Source organism: Dyella sp. 05T440 (assembly GCF_056395965.1).
The window spans coordinates 1-23346 of the sequence record NZ_JBFTKN010000023.1 but is presented as its reverse complement, the minus strand read 5'-3'; the positions used below and the strand labels follow the sequence as shown (position 1 = coordinate 23346).

The following is a 23346-nucleotide window of genomic DNA, read 5'->3' as shown; positions in this document are numbered from 1 at the left end:
GGAGCAAATCATGAACATGATGAAGAAGATGTTGCTTCTCTTCCTGTTGCTAGCCACCTCCGGTGTGGTTTCTGCTGGCACGCCGACCATCACCTACATCTATACGGATGCACAGGGAACCCCGCTCGCTGAAGCGGACGCCAATGGCAATATCACAGCAACGTATGATTACAAGCCGTACGGTTCACAAGCGCTAGGAAGCCCGCCAAGTGGGCCCGGCTACACCGGGCACGTGAACGATCCGGACACAAACTTCGTATACATGCAGGCGCGCTACTACGACCCTCCCGTGGGCCGCTTCTTGAGCATCGATCCGGTTGTCCCAGTCGCGGGTAATGCTTTCAACTTCAACCGTTTTGACTATGGAAACAATAACCCGATAAAGAACGTCGACCCGGACGGTCGCGACTCCGTTGGGGAGAACATCGATCAAAATGCCCAGGCGGCTTCCGATGCGGGAAATCGCGTGGCAGCTTATGGCTGGGCATTTGCAGGCGTCGCCTGGAGCGCATTTGGTGCGGAATCTCTGAGTCAAGTGGCAGATAAGGGCTCAAGCGCGACTACTGGCGACAAAGCAGGTGCTGGCCTTGAACTGCTTAGTGCGTTGCCGCCAGTTAAAATCGTTGGCAAGGCTGCAATGATTGCCGAAGACGGCGCCAAGGCCGCAGGAATTGTCGCTAAAGACGGAACAAAAATTACCGGATTCACTAAGCACGGTGTTGATCGAGCCGTCGGCGATGCCGGGAAGCGCGCAGGAACTAAGCCAGCTGCGATTCTGGATGCATTGAAGAATCCCGGCAAAGTAAAAGAAGGTGTTGACAGTCAAGGGCGCGCATTCAAGGTCTATACGGGTGAAAATGCCAGAGTTGTGGTGAATCCTGAGACTGGAAAGGTTATTTCCACAAATCCTTTGTCGCGCAACGGTTCAAATTAGAGGGTTTGAGTATGGGCGCTACCATTCGTCACATTGATTTGCCGCGTAAGCAATTTGAATACCTCGATGGCTCCGACTTCTTGTCACGAGAGCAACTTGGCGTAATTCGGCAAGGCAAATGGCGCTCACCTAATTCCGTATCTCTGCAATTGCCCGATGAAGTTGCCGAAGAGTTTCGAGAAGTATTCACCAATCAGTTGGCAAAGGTTGGGTTTGACGAAGCCTATGAGGCAACTGAAGAAGGCGGCTTGCTCGAAGACCTGATTGATCTCTTTGGCCGCGATGAGCCAATGTAGCCTCACACTGCTTTAGCCCAGAATATCCCCTAACATCCCTTGGATCGTGGAGGGGATTGCCCAGGGTCCCTCGTCCAACCTGCAGGAAAACACGTCGCCCTCAGGACACTCGGTCCACATGAAGACGCCGCTGATGCCGCGTAGAAGCGGCACAGGTACCAATCTCGCACCGACCACCCCATCCAGGCGAACGAATGCCTTGATGTATCCACTGGCGGTGTCGCGCAAGCTGATGCTTGTGTGCAGCGCCTTTGGCGCTAGCATGCAGTGTGGTCAGCATTGCCGTAAAATTTGGCCGGCGTGGGTCTGCGATTGCCTAGTGTTCTGCACATCAGGACTTTCCTCGCAGCTTGAGGCTGTCCAGTTGAGCTTGGAGCTGCACAATAACCGTGTCGGCTTCGACCAGTAGGGATAGAGCGATATCGCGCTCCTTCTTAAGGCTGGCCATCTTCTCGCGAAGAGTCCGGTTTCGCCGGCGAGCTAGCCTGGCGATTTCAGATTCCGAAGGCCGAATGGTCGACGAGTGCGCACCAACGTAAGCCTGTATCTCCTTCACCAAATGGGGGAGGCGTTGCTTCCTCAGTGCACTTGGATCCTTGCCGGCCTCTCTGGCTACGTTGTTTTGAGAAACCACGGTCCCTTTAGGAAGAGCTCGAGGCTCTCCGCTCTTTAGCCTCTCGAAGGCAGCGCGAAATTCGTCTTCTGCGCGCATGCTCAGGTCTCCGTTGATTCAATCAGTCTTCGAGCAGTCATTAGACTGGTTTGTTGTGCTTTAAGGCTGCGCTTTCGTGGAGAACCTGGAGAGGCGGCAGCTATATGGCTCTTCACGCTCCGCTGCAAAAGCTTGATGTCTGGAAGCTTCTTGCAGTCAACCAGTGCATCGGCGCATCGCACGCAGCGCGCGACGTTGTCGATGCCGCCGTGAGGGCACGGGCCACACTTGGCGCACAAACCTAGCAGCGTGGGTCGAAGGGAGAATTGCCCTCGCTTTGCTGCCTTTAGCCTGTCCTTGGGGTCGATGTCTTCAACGAATCGGAGAATACGTTGCTTGTTCTCGGGGCCTAATGGCGACAGGTAGCGGTTGTCGCTCAACTGATCCGCCTGCAGGGCAAGCATTTCGTAGGTTGTTCTTACGAATTCTTCGATAGCTCGCTGGCTTAGATGGAGCTTTGAGAAGCCGCGCCCATAGTAGAGTGATTGCATTCGGGTAAGGTGCTTCAGTTGGTACTGGAGGGAGCGTATGTCGACTAGTCCGGAAGCCACCATATTGACCGCGGCTGTGCGACGTAGCTGATGAGCCGCCAGAGGCCATATGCTGCCGATCTTGAATAGGTCAGGATCTAGCGTTGGTGTGATGAGTCGGGCGACGTTGAGGTCTTCTTCCGTGATTGTCAGCTCGCGGCTGTCGAATAGGGCGGGGAATCGCTCAGTGAAAGCACCGTACTGGAGTCGCTGACGAGCATCGGGCCCCCTGCTGCGGATGGCATCACTGATAGAAGCCCAGGGTTCGTAACCTGGCGTGAAGAGCAGTGGATCGTCGATGTCGCGCTTTGTCAGATGGACGTTCGGGTCTTTTGTGGCGACCGACATGCGCAGGCGTGCGATGCAAGCCAATACTTCAACGGAAGCTTTGACGCTCGGTGATGTGACCCAATACGTCTCCTCTTCGCGAATTGTTTTCTCTGTGCTGCCTCGCACCAAGCAAACTTCGCCGAGCTCTTCGTGCTCTTCCGTGACGAAACAACTTAGCCGAAGATCTTTTGCCTCCAAACCTCGCATGGCTGTGAGATTGAGAAGATGCATCATGGAGGCGGCCTGCACCAGGTTGAAGTAGCTCGAAAGCCGCTGGATGCCAACGAGCCGCTCATCAACAGCTTTGCCCGACTCCGGACGAAGCCAGCGAGAAAACAACTGGTTTACACCGTATCGCTCAGCCACATCGTAGAAAGAGCCGTGATACGTGTGGGGGTTGGAAACGTCCGAGTTGAATGGACCGTGGCGCCTACTGCTGTCAGGGTGGCAAGCCGCTTCGATGGAGCCGTAGTTCTCTACATAGGACCGCAGGCAATAATTGAAGAGGCCCACCAAAGCATCCTTGTGCTGCGCGAAGTCGTCGACGCAAGCCTTGAGGCGGGTTACTTGATAGAGCCAAATGCGAGGAGGGATGTAAGGCGTCTGCTGTAGCTCATGCTTGGGCATTAACCGCGTGAGATCTGTCAGTGCCTTACGATCAAGTAGCCTGAAGCCGAGCTCGCCACGGTGAGTATGGAGCTCATCGAGAAGCATCAAAAAGACGTCAAACGTGGACGTTCCCAGAGATGGTGCGAGTAATTGCGCGGCCTGTGGCATGTCCGCAAACTCACTCACGTCAAGACCGCGAGCAGATGCCGCAAGAAAGAGCGGCTTAATGATCGCAGCATAGGTGGAGATGGTCTGCGCGGTCACTCGCCCTCTTGAACCCCATTGCCACCAACAAACGACCCTCTTGTAGCGACGACGGTTTATCGGTGTCAGACGCTCATCGCTGAAGTGGACACAAAGTCCTCGCTTCGCATAGGCGCTGTAATCATAGACATCGTCATCCACGCGACTCACTACAATGCCATCTCGGTTCACGGACACCGGCCAGTCTTTTGGGGGTGGCCAACGTGGGAGTTCGAAACCTGGCACACCAGGTTTTACTAGAGGGTGGTCAATGTTGGAGAACCAGGTCGGCTTCATGCGCGCTCCGCGAGTGTGATCAGGTCAGCCCAGTCAGGATGAAAATGCTCTTCGCGAACGCGGAGATGTGCTTCCTTCACCCATTCAACGAATCGCTCCCCCATGGCTTCCATGGCCTGCAGCTTCTTCGTGATGCGTTCCATGACAACCTGTGTAGGTGGAGGAGAGGCGCCTTTGATGCTGACCCGTTGTTTGCTGAGTTCCAGTGACTTTAGGTGCCGAAAACTCGCGAGACTCCAAACATAGTCAAGACTCCTAACGTCCCGATGATGGAAACAAAACAAGCAGCCTCCTGCACCCAAACAGTCCGGTCTCGGTGCCTGGACCGGAGCATCGGGAACCGCCTCGGCTTGTCCACCCGAACATTTGCCTGGTCCTGCCGCTTCAAGCGCAGGGTCGGACTTTCGCCAGAAGCTTGTGAGGTCAGTGGCAGCTTTTGCATGGTCGGGACGACGGTAACGAGTGATAAGTGTCTGCACCGCATGTTGGGACATAGTTGCAGCGATCGCCGGATCTTTCGCGTGCCGATCGAGCCAGTTAACGCGGACATCTCTCAACTTCTGTGGAGAGACGAAAGGGACGCTAATTGCGCGAAACACATCCCTTGTAGCAAAGGACTTGTGATGGTCGATTCGTGGCTTACCAAGAAACGGAAACAGTCGCGTATCTCCCGGATCCTCAAGTATTAGCTTTCGCCAGCGAAGATACGCTTCGAAATGAGGTCGGTATTCGGAAAAGATTTCAAACTCAACCTCGCCTTTTCGGCGACCTTTGTATCGACGACGGACTTGGTAGCCGTCTAGATGACTTGAATAGCTGAAATCACCGACGGAATAGTTCAAGGCTTGAGACAGGTTGATCCCAGTTTGAGCGATGAAATGGAGAAGCTCAGCTTCAATTCGAAGGTTGATGACCGGGCGTCGGTCAAACGGTTTGGAGGCAGGTGTGAGGCGCTCACGCTGCCTCATGCGATCCACCACGGATTGTTTGCTGACGCGTGATCTTAGTTTTTCAGGTGGGAGCCGACGGCTGTAGTGAAGGTACTGGGCGCCCGAACTGAATCTGAGCGTGATTGGCAACGGTCCTGAGATTGATTCCTGTGTGAGATTGGCGATCAGTTCAACAAGGTGAGCTACGAAGTTGCTTGTATCCTCGAGGCGTCGCCGGTCCTCCGATGGAGGAAGTACAGGCTTGTGTCTGGGCGGCTCTGACATGCTGACAGCGACCATGAATTCCCTCACTCGCATACCTGCTGCGCGGGCGAGAATTGTGGCCACGGAATTAACTCGGTAGTACAAAGTCCGGCCACTGACGTCAGCGGCGTGGCTTCTGTCGTGAGCAACCCACCGCTGAAAGGTCGCCAGAAGGGCTTTCGGCGCTAGATTTGGGTCAATCGACTGTTCATCGCAGAATCTGAAGAAGAACAGGAAGGCGCGCATTCTTGAATCAAGGGTTGCGTAGGACCCTCCGCCTGCGAGGTCGGCTTCGAGTACCTCATGTACCTTCTGCACGAACCTTAGGCGTTGTTTGCGGGGCTTACCAAAATCCCCTTGCAGGATGCGTTTGAGACGGTGCGGTTTGCTAACCTGCAGCGAGTGAGGGTGGAGAAAGATCGTCAGATCCCAAGGCCACTTTTCTTTGCCGCGAATCACTTCAGCGAAATCGAGCCTGGGTAGCATTTACGGATGCCTCGCGTGTTCCGAGGTGCGACCAAGGGCTGTCGCCAAGATGATGCTGAACTCGTTGGCAAGGTCGGCCTTAAGCGCGGAATGCTCGTTGAATTTGACGTACTGCTCACTCGTTCGCTCGTCCTTGTGCAGCAGAAGACTCTGGACAATGCCGATGGCGGTGGCTGCATCAACATATCTAACTGCGATACGAGCGACTTCCGTGGCGAATGTGGCGCGCGTTTGGTGAAACTTGAAGTTCTCGGCGCGCGGGTCCTCTAATGCAATGGTCTTCTTCAGTCGGTGAAGCTCAACATTCACGGAAGCGCTCTTGTCGCGGCCCCGCTTGGCGAGATACGAGTTCCCATAACGCGTAAGAAAGACGAGGTTCGCGTTCTCTGGCGAAGCTCTCTCCTGGCGTTCGAATCGTCGTGATGAAATGCAATAGTCGCGCACCTCTTCAAGCAGTGAGGTCGGAATCAAGGCTTGGCCCGTCACGCGAAATTTCGTGTGAACGGCTGGGCGCGCCCCGGGGCCGATTGCTAAGAAGTGAACCTTGTCAGTCGTTGAGCCACGGGACGCATTGAAGATCGTCTCTAACTTCAGGTCGCAGATTGTTCCCAGTCGCATGCCGGTGAAGAATCCCAGCGAGAGCATTAGGTAGAGCTCTTTGGACGCGAGTCCCCTGGCGTGCTGAAGAAGCTTGTCCCGCTCTTGCGTGCTTAGCGGTAACAGACCATCTTCAAGACGAAGCCCCTTGGCTGCTCGATTCGGTATGGATAGGTCTGTGGTCGAACCCTCGATCGTCCGGACGAATCCGATTTCGTCGAACTTTTGGATGGCGAACGACCGCTCGTTCCATAAGGGAGTTTCCAGATCTAGGATCCCGATCTCACGAAGCCAGCGATAGAAACTGATCACAACCCTCATTCGCATCGTCGCGGTGGAGGGGCGCAAGTCGTTGGCTTCCATTGCCTGTTTCAGGTGGCCACGGTAACGGACTAGGCAACGATCCCGTTGGCGTACCGGAAACTCGAGCCAATCGAACCCGGTCTTCTCCAGCCACTGGGCGTATGCGTGGAGGCAATGGGCGTCAGATGCGATCGTCGCAATGTCCCGTTCGTTCTCAAGTCGAGCCAAGAGCCATTGGTTGACCTCGCGCCAGGGGAACCCGTCCTCCCAGCAAATTTGGGGGAAGTCAGGGACATTTAGGTTGCCTAGAGGGGTGCGGACAACTGCGCCGTTTTCCACGGTCAATTGATACCGTGTCAAAAGAATGTTTTCCAGCCAAGCCATTGAGCCTCCTGGATAAATTCGTCGCGTCCACGCTACTCCATGTAGCCTTTAGGCGTCTATGGCTTTTATGTAACCCTTGGGATGGTTGTGGGCAAGGATGACCGCCGACGCGTTGTGGCGCAGGCAGGCGCGCACCACTTCGCGTGGATGCACATTCGCGCTGTCGATGGTGCCGCGGAAGAGTTCTTCGAAGGCCAGCACCCGGTGGCGATTGTCCAGGAACAGGCAGCCGAACACCTCGTAGGGCAGGTGCCGCAGCTTGGCGCTGAGGTAGCTGCCGCTTTCACGCGGGTTGCCCAGCGGCCGGCGATCGGTGAGTTGCTCCGCCAGCGTGCGCCGAGCCAGTTCGAGTGCCGCGACCAGACGGGCGCGTTTGGCCGGGCCGATGCCGCGCAGGCGCATGGTGTCACCCGGATCGGTGAGCAGGGCTGCCAGGCCTCCGCTGACCACCAGCAGTTCACGGGCCAGCGCGATGGCATCTTTGCCGACTACGCCACTGCCCAGCAGTACGGCGATCAGCTCGGCGTCGGAGAGGGCGCCGCAGCCGCGCGCCAGCAGTTTTTCTCGTGGGCGCTCGCCCTCGGGCCATTGATGGATGCTCATCGGAACAGCCTGCCGTCCGATGAAGGGCGCGCCCATCGGCGCGCGGCGAAGCGCATGTGGGTATGCGTGCCGACGATGAGTCAGTTTGTCGGCGGAAACCGGGCCGCGAACTCGCCGCTCAGCCAGTCGATGAAGACCCGCACGCGCGGTGAGAGCTGACGGTTCTGCGGATACAGCACGTAGACCGGCGAGGGCGTGGGTGGGTATCGCGGCAGCACTTCCACCAGCGTGCCGCAGGCGAGGTCGTCCTGGACGCGATAGCAGGGGACCTGGATGAGGCCCAGGCCAAGTCGGGCAGTGGCCACGTACATTTCCGCGCCCGCCACGCTTACCGCATGGGGCAACAGGCGTTCGCGCACACCGCCGTCCACGCAGAATTCCAGCGGCAGCGTGCTGCCGGAAACGGATGACACGAAAGCCACCATCTGGTGCCCGTCCAGATCGTCGGGCGATGTCGGCATGCCGTGCCGTTCCAGATAGGCGGGGCTCGCGTAGGTGCCTTCCACCAGGGTGGCGATCTGGCGGCCGATCATGCTGCTGTCGGTGGGCTTGCCTACGCGCAGGACGCAATCGACGCCCTCGCGGACCAGATCGACGTAGCGGTCGCCCTCGCCGATACGCAACTGGATGTCCGGATAACGCTCGAGAAACCCGGGCAGCCCCGGCAGCATGAAATGACGGGCCAGCACGCTGTGCACGTCCACCCGCAACAGGCCGCTGGGGCGTGCCCCGGTGAAGGCGGCCTCGGCTTCCTCGATCTCGGCCAGGATGCTCAGGCAACGCTGGTAATAGGCCTCGCCGTCCAGCGTGGCCCGCACCTGTCGGGTAGTGCGTTCGAGCAGCCGCACGCCCAGCCGGGCTTCCAGGCGCTTGACCACCTCGGTGACGGTGGAGCGCGGCAGCTCCAGGTCCTGCGCGGCCAAGGTGAAGCTGCGGCGCTCCACGATGCGGGCGAAGAGGCGCATGGCGTCGACCTTGTCCACTGTTCGACTTATCCGAATGATGATGACGGATTGAAGCAGATTATCCGGCCAAAGGAAAAGTCCATCCTTTGCTTGCGCCGACAACGGGTCGGCTCTTTCCGAGGATATTCCCCATGTCTGCACAGGTTTCCAAAGTCGCCATCGTCACCGGCGCTTCGCGTGGTATCGGCGCGGCGGTGGCCGAGCGTCTGGCCCGCGATGGCTTCACGGTGGTCATCAACTACGCCGGCGACGCCGCTTCCGCCGAGGCGCTGGCCCGCAAGATCGAAAGCGCTGGCGGCCATGCGCTGACCGCCCAGGCCGATGTGGCCGACCCGGTGGCGGTGCGCCGGATGTTCGACGCGGCCGAAACCGCGTTCGGTGGCGTGGATGTGCTGGTCAACAACGCCGGCATCATGCAGCTGGCGCCGCTGAGCGATACCGACGATGCGCTGTTCGACCGCACCATCGCGATCAACCTCAAGGGCAGCTTCAACACGCTGCGCGAGGCGGGCAAGCGCCTGCGCCAGGGTGGCCGCATCGTCAACTTCTCCACCAGCGTGGTGGGCCTCAATTTCCCCAATTACGGCGTCTACGTGGCCACCAAGGCCGCGGTGGAAGCGATGACGCACGTGCTGTCCAAAGAGCTGCGCGGCCGGGCCATCACCGTCAATGCGGTGGCGCCGGGCCCGACGGCCACTGACTTGTTCCTCAAGGGCAAGACGCAGGACCAGATCGACCAGCTCGCCAAGGCTGCGCCGCTCGAGCGCCTGGGCACGCCCGATGACATCGCCAGCGTCGTGTCCTTCCTCGCCGGCCCCGACGGCAGCTGGGTCAACGGCCAGGTGCTGCGCGCCAACGGCGGCCTCGTCTGATTCCACTTACCCGCATCGCCACGCGATGCCTTTTTGGGAGAACGCATCATGAAGTACGTCATTGTCATCACCGGCGCTTCGAGCGGCTTCGGCCTGATGAGCGCCCGCGCGCTGGCCCACGCCGGCCACATCGTCTACGCCGGCATGCGCGAAACGGCTGGTCGCAACGCGGATCGCGTGGCCGATATGCAGCGCTATGCACAGGAACAGGGCGTGGACCTGCGCGCCATCGAAATGGACGTGGCCTCGCAATCGTCGGTCGATGCCTCGATTGCGCAGATCGTGGCCGAGCACCAGCGGCTGGACGTGGTGATCCACAATGCCGGGCACATGTCCTACGGTCCGGCCGAAGCCTTCCTGCCGGAACAGTTCGCCCAGCTCTACGACACCAATGTGCTGAGCACGCAGCGCGTCAACCGCGCCGCCCTGCCGCAGTTGCGCAAGCAAGGCCGGGGGCTGGTGGTGTGGGTGTCCTCCAGCAGCGTACGCGGCGGCACGCCACCGTATCTGGCGCCCTACTTCGCCGCGAAGGCGGGCATGGATTCGTTGGCGGTGAGCTATGCCGGCGAGCTGGCGCGCTGGGGCATCGAGACCTCCATCGTGGTACCTGGCGCCTTTACCAAGGGCACCAACCATTTCGCCCATGCCGGCGCGCCGGCGGATGAGGCGGTTGCCAAGATCTACGCCGAAGGCCCCACCGGCGATTTCAGCGAAGTGGCTTTCAAGGGACTCGCCTCGCTGGAACCGGCTGATGCCGACCCGGAGGCCGTCGCACGGGCCATCGTCGAGGTGGTGGACAAGCCCTTCGGCAAGCGTCCGTTCCGCGTGCATATCGATCCCTCCGAGGACGGTGCCGAGATCGTCAACGGCGTGGCCGATCGCGTCCGCGCGGAGCTGCTGCGCCGCATCGGTCTGGATGACATCCTTCATCCGCGCGTGACGGCTTGAGCACAGGGCGGGCGGTGATCAGCCGCCCGCTTCACTTTTACCGAGCAGGACGAATGATTCCGGTAAGCTACCGCCCCAAACGGTAGTCAGGCCCAATCACATGAGTCTTGCCCAACGCCGCATCCTGCTGGGCGTGTCCGGCGGCATCGCTGCCTATAAATCCTGCGAACTGGTCCGTCGCCTGGGCGACCTCGACGCCGAGGTCCGCGTGGTGATGACCGAAAACGCGGCGCACTTCGTCAGTGCCACCACCTTCCAGGCGCTGTCCGGCCAGCCGGTGCGCACCAGCCTGTGGGACGCCGAAGCCGAAGCGGCGATGGGTCACATCGAGCTGGCCCGCTGGGCCGAGCGCATCATCATCGCACCGGCGAGCGCCGACCTGATTGCGCGTCTTGCCCACGGCATGGCGAACGACCTGCTGACCACCGTCTGCCTGGCCAGCGCTGCGCCGCTGTATGTGGCGCCCGCCATGAACCAGCAGATGTGGGCGCATCCGGCGGTGCAGGCCAATGTGGACATCCTCCGCCAGCGTGGCGTGCATATCCTTGGCCCTGCATCGGGCGACCAGGCCTGCGGTGATATCGGCTCGGGCCGCATGCTGGAACCGTTGGAGCTGCGCGAGGCGATCGTCGGCTCCTTCGGCGCGCAAGTCCTGCGTGGGCTCAAGGTCGTCGTGAGTGCCGGGCCCACCTATGAAGACATCGATCCGGTGCGTTTCATCGGCAACCGCAGTTCCGGCCGCATGGGTTTCGCCGTCGCCGAAGCGGCCGCGCAGGCCGGCGCGGAGGTCACTCTGGTGGCCGGCCCGGTGAGCATGGCGACGCCACCGGGGATGACGCGCCGTATCGATGTGCGCAGCGCCGAGCAGATGCGCGATGCGGTGGTGGCTGCCTGCGCCGATGCGAATATCTACATCGCCGCCGCCGCGGTGGGTGACTACCGACCGGCCACCGTTGCCGATCACAAGCTTAAAAAGCACGACGGCGCGCCCCTGGAACTGCGTCTGGCCGAGAACCCGGACATCCTCGCCACGCTGGCTGCGCAAACCGTGCGCCCCTTCTTGGTCGGATTTGCCGCGGAAACGCATGATGTGGAGCGATACGCGCAAGACAAACTCAAGCGCAAAGGATTAGACATGATTGCCGCCAACCAGGTGGGCGGTGGCCTCGGATTCGAAGCCGCCGACAACGCCCTCACGCTTTACGGTCCTGATGGGGCCATCGAACTGCCGCGTGCCTCCAAGACGGAACTGGCGCGACAGCTGGTGGCCAAGGTGGCCGAGCGTTACCGGGCGGTGCGCCAGTGACGGTTGGCAATGCAGTCGACGTCGAGCTGAAGATCCTCGATCCGCGCCTGGGCGATGTCATCCCCCTGCCGCAGGCTGCCACCATCGGCAGCGCCGGCATGGATCTGCGCGCAGCCATCGAGGCGCCGTTGACCCTGCAACCGGGCGACAGCGTGCTGGTGCCCAGCGGCATGGCCATCCATATTGGTGATCCGGGCTGGTGCGCGCTGATCGTGCCGCGCTCGGGTCTGGGCCATAAACACGGTTTGGTGATGGGCAACCTGGTGGGCGTGATCGATGCCGATTACCAGGGCCCCTTGATGATTTCATGCTGGAACCGCGGCACGCAGCCCTACACCATCGAAGTAGGCGATCGCATCGCCCAGCTGTTGCTGGTGCCGGTGGCGCAGGCACGGCTGAAGGTGGTGCAGGCGTTTGCGCCGTCGCAGCGGGGCGAGGGTGGGTTCGGTTCGACCGGGGTCAACTGAGTGCAAAGTGGTGCGGGCGCTCGCGCTCGCATGGGAAGCGACCAGATAGCCTGTGCGGGGACAGGACATGGCCAACATCTTCAACGTCGGTAGCCGAAGTTTTGCCGGATCCATCGACGGACGCCGGCTGCTGCCATTCGCCGCGGGCACCTTGCTGGTGCTCGGTGGCTTGTTCTGCCTCTGGCAGACCTGGCAGATCTTCGACGAAGGCAACGTGGTCGAGCGCGTGCACGCCGCCCAGAAGCAGGCAGCGGACGCCCTGGCGGCGGACATTGCCAGCGAGCGGGGCCGCGTGGAAGCGGCGGTCCATTCGCTGGACCCGGCCATCATCGTGTCCGATCCGGCCCAGGCCGCCACCGAACTGCGCCATCTCCTTCCCCAGGCGCTGGCGGTGGATGTCTACAGCGGCAGCCTCGACGAGGTGCTGCATGCGAACTATCGCGTATTCGGCTACGGCAAGGCGGCCCAGCTGATGGCGGCGCAAACCGCCGATGGCAAGCCTTTGGCCCAGTCCGTGCCCGATGCCCACGGCACGCGCGTGCTTGCGCTGGTGATACCGGTGGGGCCGGCCGCACACCCGCAGGCGTGGGCCTGGGTGGCGTTGCCGTTCGCTCCGCTGCAGGAGCGCTTTGAATCCATCCCCACCGCAGGTGGACGCCTGGAACTGCGTCAGGGCGACGATCGCGGTGACCTGCGTCTGCTCGCTACCGGCAATGGCTCGGCCGAGCGCGAAGCGAACGGCAGAGCGATCGAAGGCAGCACCTTCAGCGTGCTGGCGGCCCTGCCATCGGCTTATATCGTATTGCCGCGCGTCTGGCCGCTGACGGCCCTGCTCGGACTGCTGGGCCTGGGCGCGGGCATCTATCTGATCTGGATGCGCGATCGACTGGGCGTCCGCCGCGTCCGCAACGATGCGGCGGAACCGGTGCTGTCGGAACTGCTTGAAGCCGAGCAGGCGGCGGAAGCGCCTGTGGCGCCCGCCCGCATCGCAGCGCCCAAGCCTGCTGCGCCCGCGCCGGTGACTGTCGACCCGGTGATCTTCCGTGCGTACGACGTGCGCGGCGTGGTCGGCAAGTCGCTGACCAAGGAAGTGGCCCGCCTGCTCGGCCAGGCCATCGGCACGGTCATGCACGAGAAGGGCCTGCCGGAGATCGTGGTGGGGCGCGATGGTCGCCTGTCGGGTCCGGAGCTGGCGAGCGCCTTGTGCGACGGCTTGCGCGAAGCGGGCATCGACGTCATCGAGCTGGGCGCCGTTCCGACCCCGGTCGTTTACTACGCCGCCTACCGCTTCAATACGGGTTGTGGCGTGGCCGTGACCGGCAGCCATAACCCGCCCGACTACAACGGCTTCAAGATTGTGGTGGGCGGCGAGACCTTGTCCGAGGGCGCCATCCAGGATCTCTACCAGCGCATCGTCGGCAACCAGCTGGAGCGCGGCGGCAAGGGCAATCTGCGCCATGTCGATGTGATCCCCGACTACATCGACCGCATCACCTCCGACGTGCAGGCCGAGCGTCGCCTCAAGGTGGTGATCGACAGCGGCAACGGCATTGCCGGTGCGGTGGCGCCGCAGGTGCTGGAGGGCATCGGCTGCGAAGTCATTCCGCTCTACTGCGATGTCGATGGCACGTTCCCCAATCATCATCCCGACCCGTCCGACCCGCACAATCTGGAAGACCTGATCTTCGCGGTGAAGCAGACCGGCGCGGATCTCGGCATCGCATTTGATGGCGACGGCGACCGTCTTGGCGTGGTCACCAGGGATGGCGAGATCATCTTCCCCGACCGCACGCTGATGCTGTTTGCGCGCGACGTGCTGTCCCGCCAGCCCGGCGCCACGGTCATCTACGACGTGAAGTGCACCGGCCATCTCAAGGGCGTGATCCTGGATGCCGGCGGCAGCCCCATGATGTGGCGCAGCGGCCACTCGCTGATCAAGGCCAAGATGCGCGATACGGGTGCGGAGCTGGCCGGCGAAATGAGCGGCCACTTCTTCTTCAAGGAGCGCTGGTACGGCTTTGACGACGGCATTTATGCCGGCGCGCGCCTGATGGAAATCCTTGCCGGCGATCTGGAAGAGCGCACGCCGGAGGAACTGTTCGCCACCTGTCCCAAAGGCGTGTCGACGCCTGAGCTCAAGGTGGAGATGGACGAGGGCGCCCACTATCGCTTCATCGAAGCGTTCCGCCAGCAGGCGACGTTTGGCGACGCGACCCTCACCACCATCGACGGTGTGCGCGCGGACTGGTCCGACGGCTGGGGTCTGGTGCGCGCGTCCAATACCACGCCAACTCTCGTACTGCGTTTCGATGCAGACAACGAGGCCGCACTCGCACGCATCAAGAAAATATTCCGCGCGCAGCTGCTGGCGGTCGATCCCTCACTCAAGCTGCCGTTCTAAATGAAAAGCCCCGGCATGGCCGGGGCTCTCTCGCAAGCCGAAGTGGGCGTTACAGGCCCTTGGCCTCGGCAGCCTTCAGTTCGCGGTAGTGCACGAGATCCTGCGCGTTCTTCTGAACCTGGGCATCGCGGGTCTTCTGCTCACGCTCCAGCGCATCGCGCTGATGCGCCACCACGTCGCGTTGCTTGGTAATGCCCTCGCTCAGGAAGGGAGGGACCGGTTGCTTGGCTCGCTCCAGGTCGCCGGCACGAGTCAGCAGATCGGTCAGCGCCTTTTCCTGGCTGCGCAGATTGGACCGCGTGGTCGCGATCTGCTGGTCCATGCTGTCCAGATATTGCTGCTGCGAAGCCTTGTATTCCGCTTCCGAAGGATAGGCCGCGAGCATCTGCGCGTCGTTGCGCTTGCGCTCTGCGGCGGCGCGATCCACCACGGCCTGCTCTTCGGCAGCCTTTTGGGCGGCGGCGCGCTCCTCCGGGGTGAGCTGGCGGTCGACGTGCTGCACGACGATGCCGCGATCATTCACCAGCTCGTAGCCGAACTTCATGGCATCGGAGGTGAGGCTGTCGCTGTAGTGCGGCAGCCCGGCCGCATCCTTCCATCGATACCGATAGGTGGGCGCCTTGGTTTGTGCATAGACGACGGTGGTCAGCGCGAGCAACGCGATGACGAAAACTGTTTTACGCATGGAATTCCCCCTTGTAGGCGGAAGTATAGCGGGCGACATCGTGACACCATGACGTTCGCACGATGCCGCTGCATGCGGTGTGACCGGCTTCGCCAACCACCCGCCATTCAGGCATTTACGCCGTAGCGCTCGCGATAAGACACCAGGCGGGCGTGCTCCGCCGCCAGGTCCGGGCGGCCGCCCGCATAGGCCAGCACGTCGCCGAGACTGGTGATGGCAATCACCGGGATGCCGTAGTCAGCCGTGACTTCCTGCGCGGCGGAGAGCTCGCCCTGCCCGCGCTCCTGGCGGTCGAGTGCGATCAGCACGCCCGCCGGCGTGGCGCCCTGCGCCCGGATCAGCGCCAAGGATTCGCGCACGGCGGTGCCAGCGGTCATCACGTCGTCCACGATCAGCACGCGTCCCTTCAGCGGTGCGCCGACCAGCACGCCGCCTTCGCCGTGATCCTTGGCTTCCTTGCGGTTGTACGCCCAGGGCAGGTCGCGAGCATGCTGGTCGGCCAGGGCGATCGCCGTGGCGGCGGCCAGCGCAATGCCCTTGTAGGCCGGACCAAACAGCATGTCCACTTCGATGCCGGAATTCACCACGGCGGCGGCGTAGGCGCGGCCCAGCTGGGCCAGCGCCGCGCCCGAATCGATGCGGCCCATATTGAAGAAATACGGACTCTGGCGGCCGGACTTCAGGGTGAAGTCGCCGAAACGCAGCACGTCGCGCTGCAGGGTGAGTTCGATGAATTCGCGCTGGTAGTCGTGCACGGCAGCTTTCTCTCGTTCGGATTTGGTCAGAGGGGCAGGGCGCCCAGCATCACGTGCTGCGGCCCGGAACGCCCGCCATGGTACAGCCCGCCGGTCTCCCGGAAGCCGGCGCGCCGATACAGTGCAAGCGCGGACGTGTTGCGAACGTTGACGGTGAGCACGACGTTGCGCGCACCCGGATGGCGCTGCGCGAGATCGCGCATCACGACGGCAAGCGCGAGCGTGCCCAGGCCCTGGCCCTGCCAGCGGGCGTCGATGAAGAACGAGCGCAGGCCAAGGGTGGGCTCATCGAAATCCATGTCCGCGATGCTGCGGGGCTTGTTCTCGATGCGATAGAAGCCGATCGGCTCGTCGTTGCGCAGGATGGCCATGGCCTCGCTGTCTTCGCACAGCATCGCGTCGGCCAGCGACACCGCCACAGGGCCGACGAAATCGCGCTGCGGCTCGTGCACCTGAAGCAGCAACAACGACGGGTAACGCGTGGCGTCAGCAGGCACGACGCGGATATCGGGGCGATCGGACATGGTTGCTATGATGGCGCATCCCTCGCGAGCCCGGGCACCTTGTATGCGCATCATCAGTCTCAACGCCAACGGCATCCGTTCCGCCGGTACCAAGGGCGTGTTCGAATGGTTACGCCAGCAAAAGGCCGACGTGGTCTGCCTGCAGGAGACCAAGGCGCAGGAAGACCAGCTTTCCGATGCCATGTTCCGTCCCGATGGCCATCATTGCTTCTATCGCGACGCCAGCAGCAAGAAGGGCTATAGCGGCGTGGCCATCTACGCCAAGCGCGAGCCCGATGCGGTGCTCACCGAGCTGGGCTGGGATGCCTTCGACAACGAGGGGCGCTACATCGAAGCCCGCTTCGGCAACCTGAGCGTGGTGTCGCTGTACGTGCCGTCGGGTTCGTCGGGCGATGAGCGCCAGCAGTTCAAATTCAAGGCGATGGAATGGATCGCACCGATCTTCGACAAGTGGATGAAGAGCGGCCGCGACTACGTGCTGTGCGGCGACTGGAACATCGTGCGCAGCGAGCTGGATATCAAGAACTGGAAGTCCAACCAGAAGAATTCCGGCTGCCTGCCCGAAGAGCGCGCATGGCTCAACGACCTGGTCGAAAAGCACGGGTGGGTCGACAGCTATCGCACCCTGCATCCCAAGGGCGAGGACTATACGTGGTGGTCCAACCGCGGCAACGCGCGGGCCAACAATGTGGGATGGCGCATCGACTACCAGCTGGTCACGCCTGGCCTGCGCGATCGCCTGAAGCGCTGCTCGGTCTACCGTGATTCCTGGTTCTCGGACCACGCGCCGTATACCGTCGACTATGCCGACTGAGGCGGCGCCGCCCAAAAAGCAGAAGCTCGCGGTATGGCATGCGTTTACCCAGCCCGCTGCCTGGACGATGTTCCTGCTGGGCTTCTCCTCGGGCCTGCCATTCTTGCTGGTGTCCTACACCGTCGCCATCTGGCTGCGAAAGCATGGCATCGTGCTGAAGGAAATCACCATGATCGCGAGCGCGGGGATGTTCTACGCGCTCAAGTTCCTGTGGGCGCCATTGCTGGACCACGTCAGACTGCCTGGCGCCTTGGGACGGCTGGGTCAGCGGCGCAGCTGGCTGTTGCTGGCCCAGTTCGCCGTGATGGGCGGTCTGCTGGCGATGGCCAGGTTGACGCCGTCGCAATTGCCCCTGTTCGTGGCGGCGACCTTGGTCGTCGCGTTCTTCGGTGCCACGCAGGACATCGCGGTCGACGCCTATCGCATCGAGATCGCACCAACGGCCACCCAGGGTGCGTTGGTGGCTACCTATTCGCTGGGCTACCGCATTGCGCTCATCATCACCGGCGCCGGCGCGCTGATTCTGGCCGACCATCTGGATTGGCCAGTGATCTATGTCGTTTTCGCCCTGGCCATGCTGATCCCCATCTTGGCCACGCTGTTCGCGCGCGAACCCGATGTGGTTCGGACTACGCCGCCCAGCTGGGGTGCAGCGATGCAGCTAAGCGTGATCGATCCATTCGCGGATTTCTTCCGACGCTATGGATGGGCATTGGCGAGCGTCACCTTGCTCTTCATCCTGCTGTTCAAGATTCCTGAGCAGGCGACCGTGGGCGGCGTGATGGGCCCGTTCTATCTGGACATGGGGTTCACCCAGACGCAGATCGGCACGATCACCAAGCTGTGGGGCGTATGGATCGGCATCGTAGGTGTCTTCGTCGGCGGCGCGGCCGTGGCCCGCTGGGGCGCGTGGCGCAGCCTGGGGGTGTCGATGGTGTTGGCCGGAGCCAGCAACCTGGGCTATCTGTGGCTGATCGCACACCCCGGCAATCTGGCGGTGCTGACGGTGGTGATTTCGGTGGAGAACTTTACCCTCGGCGTGCTGGGTCCGCCGATCGTCGCCTATCTTTCCTCGCTGGTGAGCCGTGAACACACGGCGACCCAATATGCCTTGCTCAGCTCCATGGTCAATCTGCCGGGCAAGGTGCTGGGCTTCTTCGCCGGCGGCATCGCCATGACCACGGGCTATGGCGGTTATTTTGTCCTGACCGTGATCTCCATCGTTCCTGCCACGCTGCTGTTCACTTATCTGTGGCCTCGCTACAGCAAGGACCGCCCCGGCGATCCGGCGCCCGCTCCAAAAGAAGGCAGCGTGTGAATCAGCCAAGCGGTCGATAGTCTCGCCCTTGACCCTGTGACAAGATCAAGTCACAGGGGGCTTGTGACTGTCGGAGGAAGCGTCCGTGCCGGACCTCGTCATACGCCATATCGACAACCTTATGGCCGAGCGCATCAAGACGCTCGCCAAGGAAAGGCAGTGGTCGATCAATGACGTGGTGCTGCACGCACTGCGCCATGGCCTTGGCATGGCCTCATCCAATGTGTTCGCCGAAACCATGCTCGATCCCGGCGACCTGACCACCTTGGGCGGTCAGTGGGATGCCAAGGAAAAGGCCGCCTTCCAGGAGGCCGTGCAAGCCCTTTCCCGCGCTCCAACGGCTGCGTTGGCGCAGGCACACGGCGTGTTGGGCGACGAGAGCTTCTGATCAGCGCGGTGCGGAATAGACCGCACCGAGCACGCGCGGTCCCCGTGCCCCGGTGACCGCGGGCAGATTGCCCGGCAAGCCCAGCAGGCGTTGACGCGCGAGCCACGCAAACGCCGTGGCTTCCAGATAATCCGGATCCACGCCATGCGCGGCGGTGCTGGCCAGCGTGCGCGTACCCAGCAGTTGTCCCAGCCGCTCCATCAGTACGGCGTTGTGCACGCCGCCACCGCAGGCCAGCACATCGATAGCGGATGGCGCATGGCGTTCGATCGCCTCGGCGATGCTGCGTGCCGAGAGCTCCAGCAGCGTGGCCTGCACATCGGCAGGCGACAGCGCCGCCATGCCGGCGTGCTGTTCCAGCCAGGCGAGATGGAAGTGTTCGCGTCCCGTGCTCTTGGGCGGCGGCAGCGCGAAATAGGGATCGGCCATCAGCGCACTGAGCAAGGCCTCGTCCATGCGACCCGCGCCCGCGAAGGCGCCATTGGCGTCGTACGCCGCGCCACGATGGCGCAGATGCCAGGCATCCATCAGGCCATTGGCCGGGCCCGTATCGAACCCGAACACCTTGCCGGCCGGATCGAGCACCGTGATGTTGGCAATGCCGCCCAGATTGAGCACCACGCGCACACCGTCCGCACGACCCAGCAGCATGGCGTGGACCGCGGGAAGCAGCGGCGCGCCCTGGCCACCGGCGGCCACGTCGGCGCGGCGGAAATCAGCCACCACATCGATGCCGCAGCGTTCGGCGATCACCGAGGGATCGCCCGCCTGCAGCGTGAAAGGAAATTCGCCGGTGGGGCGATGCCGCAAGGTCTGCCCATGCGAACCGATGGCCCGAACGCGCGGCGCATGCGCCGGATTGCGGTCCAACAGCTGCTGGGCAGCTTCGGCGAAACATTGGCCGATCGCGACATCGAGACGCCCATAGGCATCCAGGTCCAATCGTGTTTCGTCCTGCGCCACGGCCAGCAGGCGCGTGCGCAACTCATCCGGCCACCGGTGGGCCAGTGCATCGACCAGCTGCGGCCTGTCGTTGTCGAAACTCACCAGCGCGGCATCGATGCCATCGGCGCTGGTGCCCGAGATCAGGCCAAGGTAAAGCGCCGTCGCGTCATCCACGGGATCAGTCGTCGTTGCGCTTGGTGCCGCTGGCCTTGGCCAGCTTCATGTTGGCGTCCAGCGTCTTCAGGCGGGCCAGCTGCGGCTGCACCACCTGCGACTTGAACTTGGCCAGCTGTGCGCCAGGCAGCGGTTCGGGCTTGGGCAGCGTCACCTTCTGCGGATCGCGCTGCACGTTGTTGACGCGGAATTCGTAATGCAGATGCGGGCCGGTGGCCAGGCCGGTCATGCCCACATAGCCGATCACTTCGCCCTGGCCCACATGCTGGCCCACCTTTTCATTGGCGAACTTGGACATGTGGCCGTAGGCGGTGCTGATCGAGCCGTTGTGCTGCACGATCACGAAATTGCCGTAGCCGTTCATCCAGCCCTTGAACTTGATCACGCCGTCGCCCGCCGCATGGATCGGCGTGCCAGTGGGTGCGGCGTAATCCACGCCCTGGTGGGCGCGCATCAGGCCAAGGATGGGATGCATGCGTGCCGCGCTGAACTGCGAGGAGATGCGGGTGAAGTCCACCGGAATGCGCAGGAACGACTTCTGGATCGGGCGGCCGTCCTCACTGAACCAGCCGTAGCTGCCGTCTTCTTTCTTGAAGCGGTAGGCGGTGTAGCGCTCACCCTGATTGACGAACTCCGCCGCCACGATGTCGCCTTCGTGCAGATAGGCGCCGTCGCGGTACACGTCGTCGTAGATCACCGTGAAGCTGTCGCCTTCGCGCAGGTCCTGCACGAAGTCGATGTCGTATTTGAACAGCTCGGCCAGCTTGAGCACCATCTGGTTGCTCATGCCTGCCTTGGAGCCGGCGGCAAACAGCGAGCTGTCGATGCTGCCATGGGCGACGTGTTCGCGATGTTCCACTTCGCGCGCTTCCGCCGTAACGGTGGCCTTGTCGGCCTCAAAGCGCATGGTGGTGCGGTTGGATTCGTCCTTGTCGAAGCGGATGCCCTTGAGGCTGCCGTCGCTGTCGAGCAGAAAATCGAATTCCTGGCCGGGGCTGATGTGGTGCAACGCCTTGGCATCGCCCGACTGGTCCACCACATGCTGTACGTCGGTGAGGCTCAGGCCCTGGCTCTGGAACAGGTCCGACAAGGTCTGGCCGGGCTGGACCTGCACGATGTGCCAATCTTCCACGGTCGCGGCCTGGGCGGCCACCGGGACCGCCTTGGGCAGTTCCAGCGGCAGCACGGCGTGCGCGGTCGAAATCGTGTCCGGGCGCATGGCGCTGGCCCAGGCGGGAATCAGGAAGCCGGAAACGGCGGTAATAAGGAGGGCGGTGCCGGCAAGAATCCAGCGCTCGCGATGCCAGCGGATAGGCTCGGCCTCACCGTGACAACCAAAGGACCAATGGGCACACCGCTCGTAAAAATGAGAGTGACGCTGCTGCGCCTTTCGACGCATAGCCTGTTTGCGCGCAGCGCGCGCGTTTTCGTTTCTCTCACCCATGCCCGGTGTTCCCCAGGTACTACATTTCTAATTGCCGCGTACCATAGCGGCCCTGTGTAAAGGGCGTCAACGCCTTTTCCATCAATGGGTTGCGATAACTTTTCGGTTAACGCACACTTAACGGAACCGGCCGGGAAGCTATGCTTTACGGTGCCGCCCAGACAACGAAAATTTGAGGAATACATGAACGAGCTTGAGCAGGCGCTGGCCACCATCGCGCGCGGCGCCGACGAAATCATCAAGCAGGAAGAGCTGGTCGCCCGCCTGAAGCTCGGTCGCCCCCTGCGCATCAAGGCCGGCTTCGATCCGACCGCGCCGGACCTGCACCTGGGCCACACCGTGCTGCTCAACAAGATGCGCCAGTTCCAGGACCTGGGACATCAGGTGATTTTCCTGATCGGCGACTTCACCGGCATGATCGGCGACCCGACCGGCAAAAACGTCACGCGCAAGCCGCTTTCCCGCGAGGACGTGCTGGCCAACGCCCAGACCTACGCCGACCAGGTCTATAAGGTGCTGGACAAGGAGCGCACCGAACTGCGCTTCAATTCGGAGTGGTTCGGCCAGATGACCGCAGCCGACATGATCAAGCTGGCCGCCCAGCACACCGTGGCGCGCATGCTCGAGCGCGACGATTTCTCCAAGCGCTTCGCCGGCCAGCAGCCCATCGCCATCCACGAATTCCTCTATCCGCTGGTGCAGGGCTATGACTCAGTCGCACTTAAATGCGACGTCGAGCTCGGCGGCACCGATCAGAAGTTCAACCTCTTGATGGGCCGCGCGCTGCAGGAGCATCACGGCCAGCCGCCGCAGATCGTGCTCACCATGCCGCTGCTGGAGGGCCTGGACGGCGTCAACAAGATGTCCAAGTCGCTGGGCAACTACATCGGCATCAATGAGCCGGCCATCGACATGGTCACCAAGACCCTGAAGATCGGCGATGAGCTGATGTGGCGCTGGTTCGAGTTGCTTAGCTTCGACACCTCGCTGGATGACCTCAAGCGCATGAAGCTCGAGGTGGAATCCGGTGTGCTTAACCCCCGTGACGCGAAGCTGCAATTGGCGCGCGAATTGGCCACGCGATTCCACGGCGCTGCTGCCGCCGAACAGGCGATCGCCGGATGGCACGCCGTCGTGCGCGGCGAAGGCGATACGAGCCTGCTGCCGCTCACTGAAATTGCAGTGTCCGCGGAAGGCTTGCGTTTGCCTGCTCTACTGACCGCGGCAGGCCTCACGCCAAGCAACGGCGAAGCGAATCGCAAACTCAAGGAACGCGCCGTGCGCATCGACGCGGAAGTCGTCGAAGATGCGCAACGCGTGTTTTTGCCGGGTTTTGAAGGGGTTTTGCAGATCGGCAAGCGCAACTTCGCGCGCGTGTTGTTGACGCTCGCATGAGTTGATCGCGATGACGCAACGTCATCGCGATGCATCCATCAACAGAGTTTCGCGTGAGAACAACGTCTTACGCGAAACATCAAAAATAATTTCAAAAATTGCTTGTCAAAGGTGGGGTGTCTGCCTATTATTCGCCTCCCCGCCGCTGGCAGCGTCTTCCAACGGCAACAACGACAGCAAAAATTCTTCGCTGAAGGTGTTGACGGACAGGGAAAACGATGTAAGATGAGCGGCTCACTCGGAACGAAATGTTCCAACGCAGAAACGGCAACGTACTGCAAGTGATTGAGATCTTTGACAGTGTGCGCAGGTGACTTGTGTGGGCGTCTTGCGACGGACGATTGAATGTCCAATATATGCAAGCGTCTAACCTAAGAGTCAATTCAAAAGCTTGACGTTTATGGTTAGGAACAACGCTTCAGAAAGAA

General features: G+C 61.8%; 21 protein-coding genes and 1 pseudogene. 11 read left to right on the top strand and 11 right to left on the bottom strand.

What is annotated here, in order from left to right; translation table 11 throughout:
* Window positions 1-10: 10 nt before the first annotated feature.
* Both AC1DE1_RS20365 and AC1DE1_RS20360 read left to right on the top strand, forming a co-directional pair.
* Window positions 11-934, top strand: coding sequence for an RHS repeat-associated core domain-containing protein (locus AC1DE1_RS20365; RefSeq protein WP_477179290.1), 924 nt, complete (start codon window positions 11-13; stop codon window positions 932-934).
* An 11-nt stretch (window positions 935-945) separates the two neighbouring features.
* Window positions 946-1230, top strand: coding sequence for a hypothetical protein (locus tag AC1DE1_RS20360; protein ID WP_477179289.1), 285 nt, complete (start codon window positions 946-948; stop codon window positions 1228-1230).
* Between the two features lie 331 nt (window positions 1231-1561).
* On the opposite strand, the gene AC1DE1_RS20355 is transcribed toward AC1DE1_RS20360, so the two are convergent.
* From AC1DE1_RS20355 to AC1DE1_RS20330, 6 genes and pseudogenes are all read right to left on the bottom strand, one after another.
* Window positions 1562-1942 carry a hypothetical protein gene (locus tag AC1DE1_RS20355; RefSeq protein WP_477179288.1) on the bottom strand — a complete coding sequence of 127 codons (381 nt, stop codon included), beginning with the start codon at window positions 1940-1942 and terminating at the stop codon, window positions 1562-1564.
* A 2-nt stretch (window positions 1943-1944) separates the two neighbouring features.
* Window positions 1945-3951, bottom strand: a complete 2007-nt coding sequence (locus AC1DE1_RS20350) for a hypothetical protein (protein WP_477179287.1) — start codon at window positions 3949-3951, stop codon at window positions 1945-1947.
* On the bottom strand, window positions 3948-5630 hold the full coding sequence (locus AC1DE1_RS20345) for a hypothetical protein (RefSeq protein ID WP_477179286.1): 1683 nt from the start codon (window positions 5628-5630) through the stop codon (window positions 3948-3950). The genes AC1DE1_RS20350 and AC1DE1_RS20345 overlap by 4 nt, the downstream gene beginning before the upstream one ends.
* Window positions 5631-6914 carry a tyrosine-type recombinase/integrase gene (locus AC1DE1_RS20340; RefSeq protein ID WP_477179285.1) on the bottom strand — a complete coding sequence of 428 codons (1284 nt, stop codon included), beginning with the start codon at window positions 6912-6914 and terminating at the stop codon, window positions 5631-5633.
* Window positions 6915-6986: 72 nt separating this feature from the next.
* A pseudogene (gene radC, locus AC1DE1_RS20335) lies at window positions 6987-7517 on the bottom strand (RadC family protein); the annotation flags it as partial.
* 80 nt (window positions 7518-7597) lie between these two features.
* On the bottom strand, window positions 7598-8500 hold the full coding sequence (locus AC1DE1_RS20330; RefSeq protein ID WP_441601697.1) for a LysR family transcriptional regulator: 903 nt from the start codon (window positions 8498-8500) through the stop codon (window positions 7598-7600).
* A 113-nt stretch (window positions 8501-8613) separates the two neighbouring features.
* On the opposite strand from AC1DE1_RS20330, the gene AC1DE1_RS20325 reads away from it, so the two are divergent.
* The 5 genes from AC1DE1_RS20325 (at window position 8614) to AC1DE1_RS20305 (ending at window position 14476) form a co-directional block, all read left to right on the top strand.
* The gene (locus tag AC1DE1_RS20325) at window positions 8614-9354 is read left to right on the top strand and encodes an SDR family oxidoreductase (protein WP_441601696.1); all 741 of its coding nucleotides are present in this window, start codon (window positions 8614-8616) and stop codon (window positions 9352-9354) included.
* Between the two features lie 48 nt (window positions 9355-9402).
* Window positions 9403-10302, top strand: coding sequence for an SDR family oxidoreductase (locus AC1DE1_RS20320; RefSeq protein ID WP_441601695.1), 900 nt, complete (start codon window positions 9403-9405; stop codon window positions 10300-10302).
* 100 nt (window positions 10303-10402) lie between these two features.
* Complete coding sequence (coaBC, locus tag AC1DE1_RS20315; RefSeq protein ID WP_441601694.1) at window positions 10403-11608, top strand: bifunctional phosphopantothenoylcysteine decarboxylase/phosphopantothenate--cysteine ligase CoaBC; 1206 nt, start codon at window positions 10403-10405, stop codon at window positions 11606-11608.
* Window positions 11605-12075, top strand: a complete 471-nt coding sequence (dut, locus tag AC1DE1_RS20310) for a dUTP diphosphatase (protein WP_441601693.1) — start codon at window positions 11605-11607, stop codon at window positions 12073-12075. Before coaBC ends, dut begins: the two co-directional genes overlap by 4 nt.
* Window positions 12076-12142: 67 nt before the next feature.
* The gene (locus AC1DE1_RS20305) at window positions 12143-14476 is read left to right on the top strand and encodes a phosphomannomutase/phosphoglucomutase (RefSeq protein ID WP_441601692.1); all 2334 of its coding nucleotides are present in this window, start codon (window positions 12143-12145) and stop codon (window positions 14474-14476) included.
* Window positions 14477-14525: 49 nt separating this feature from the next.
* Here the strand turns inward: AC1DE1_RS20305 and AC1DE1_RS20300 are convergent, their stop codons facing one another.
* The 3 genes from AC1DE1_RS20300 to AC1DE1_RS20290 form a co-directional block, all read right to left on the bottom strand.
* On the bottom strand, window positions 14526-15161 hold the full coding sequence (locus tag AC1DE1_RS20300) for a DUF4124 domain-containing protein (RefSeq protein ID WP_441601691.1): 636 nt from the start codon (window positions 15159-15161) through the stop codon (window positions 14526-14528).
* A 107-nt stretch (window positions 15162-15268) separates the two neighbouring features.
* On the bottom strand, window positions 15269-15916 hold the full coding sequence (pyrE, locus tag AC1DE1_RS20295) for an orotate phosphoribosyltransferase (protein WP_441601690.1): 648 nt from the start codon (window positions 15914-15916) through the stop codon (window positions 15269-15271).
* Between the two features lie 26 nt (window positions 15917-15942).
* A complete protein-coding gene (locus AC1DE1_RS20290; RefSeq protein ID WP_441601689.1) occupies window positions 15943-16440 on the bottom strand; it encodes a GNAT family N-acetyltransferase in 498 nt (165 codons plus the stop codon).
* Window positions 16441-16483: 43 nt separating this feature from the next.
* Here AC1DE1_RS20290 and AC1DE1_RS20285 point away from each other — a divergent pair, with 43 nt between their 5' ends.
* From AC1DE1_RS20285 to AC1DE1_RS20275, 3 genes are all read left to right on the top strand, one after another.
* On the top strand, window positions 16484-17254 hold the full coding sequence (locus AC1DE1_RS20285) for an exodeoxyribonuclease III (RefSeq protein WP_441601688.1): 771 nt from the start codon (window positions 16484-16486) through the stop codon (window positions 17252-17254).
* A complete protein-coding gene (locus AC1DE1_RS20280; RefSeq protein WP_441601687.1) occupies window positions 17244-18572 on the top strand; it encodes an AmpG family muropeptide MFS transporter in 1329 nt (442 codons plus the stop codon). Before AC1DE1_RS20285 ends, AC1DE1_RS20280 begins: the two co-directional genes overlap by 11 nt.
* 85 nt (window positions 18573-18657) lie before the next feature.
* On the top strand, window positions 18658-18960 hold the full coding sequence (locus tag AC1DE1_RS20275; RefSeq protein WP_441601686.1) for a hypothetical protein: 303 nt from the start codon (window positions 18658-18660) through the stop codon (window positions 18958-18960).
* Here AC1DE1_RS20275 and AC1DE1_RS20270 read toward each other — a convergent pair whose 3' ends face one another.
* Together AC1DE1_RS20270 and AC1DE1_RS20265 are read right to left on the bottom strand one after the other, a co-directional pair.
* Complete coding sequence (locus AC1DE1_RS20270; RefSeq protein ID WP_441601685.1) at window positions 18961-20079, bottom strand: anhydro-N-acetylmuramic acid kinase; 1119 nt, start codon at window positions 20077-20079, stop codon at window positions 18961-18963.
* A 4-nt stretch (window positions 20080-20083) separates the two neighbouring features.
* Window positions 20084-21523, bottom strand: a complete 1440-nt coding sequence (locus AC1DE1_RS20265) for an OapA family protein (protein WP_441601684.1) — start codon at window positions 21521-21523, stop codon at window positions 20084-20086.
* A 183-nt stretch (window positions 21524-21706) separates the two neighbouring features.
* Here AC1DE1_RS20265 and tyrS point away from each other — a divergent pair, with 183 nt between their 5' ends.
* On the top strand, window positions 21707-22918 hold the full coding sequence (gene tyrS, locus AC1DE1_RS20260; RefSeq protein WP_441601683.1) for a tyrosine--tRNA ligase: 1212 nt from the start codon (window positions 21707-21709) through the stop codon (window positions 22916-22918).
* Window positions 22919-23346 lie beyond the last annotated feature (428 nt).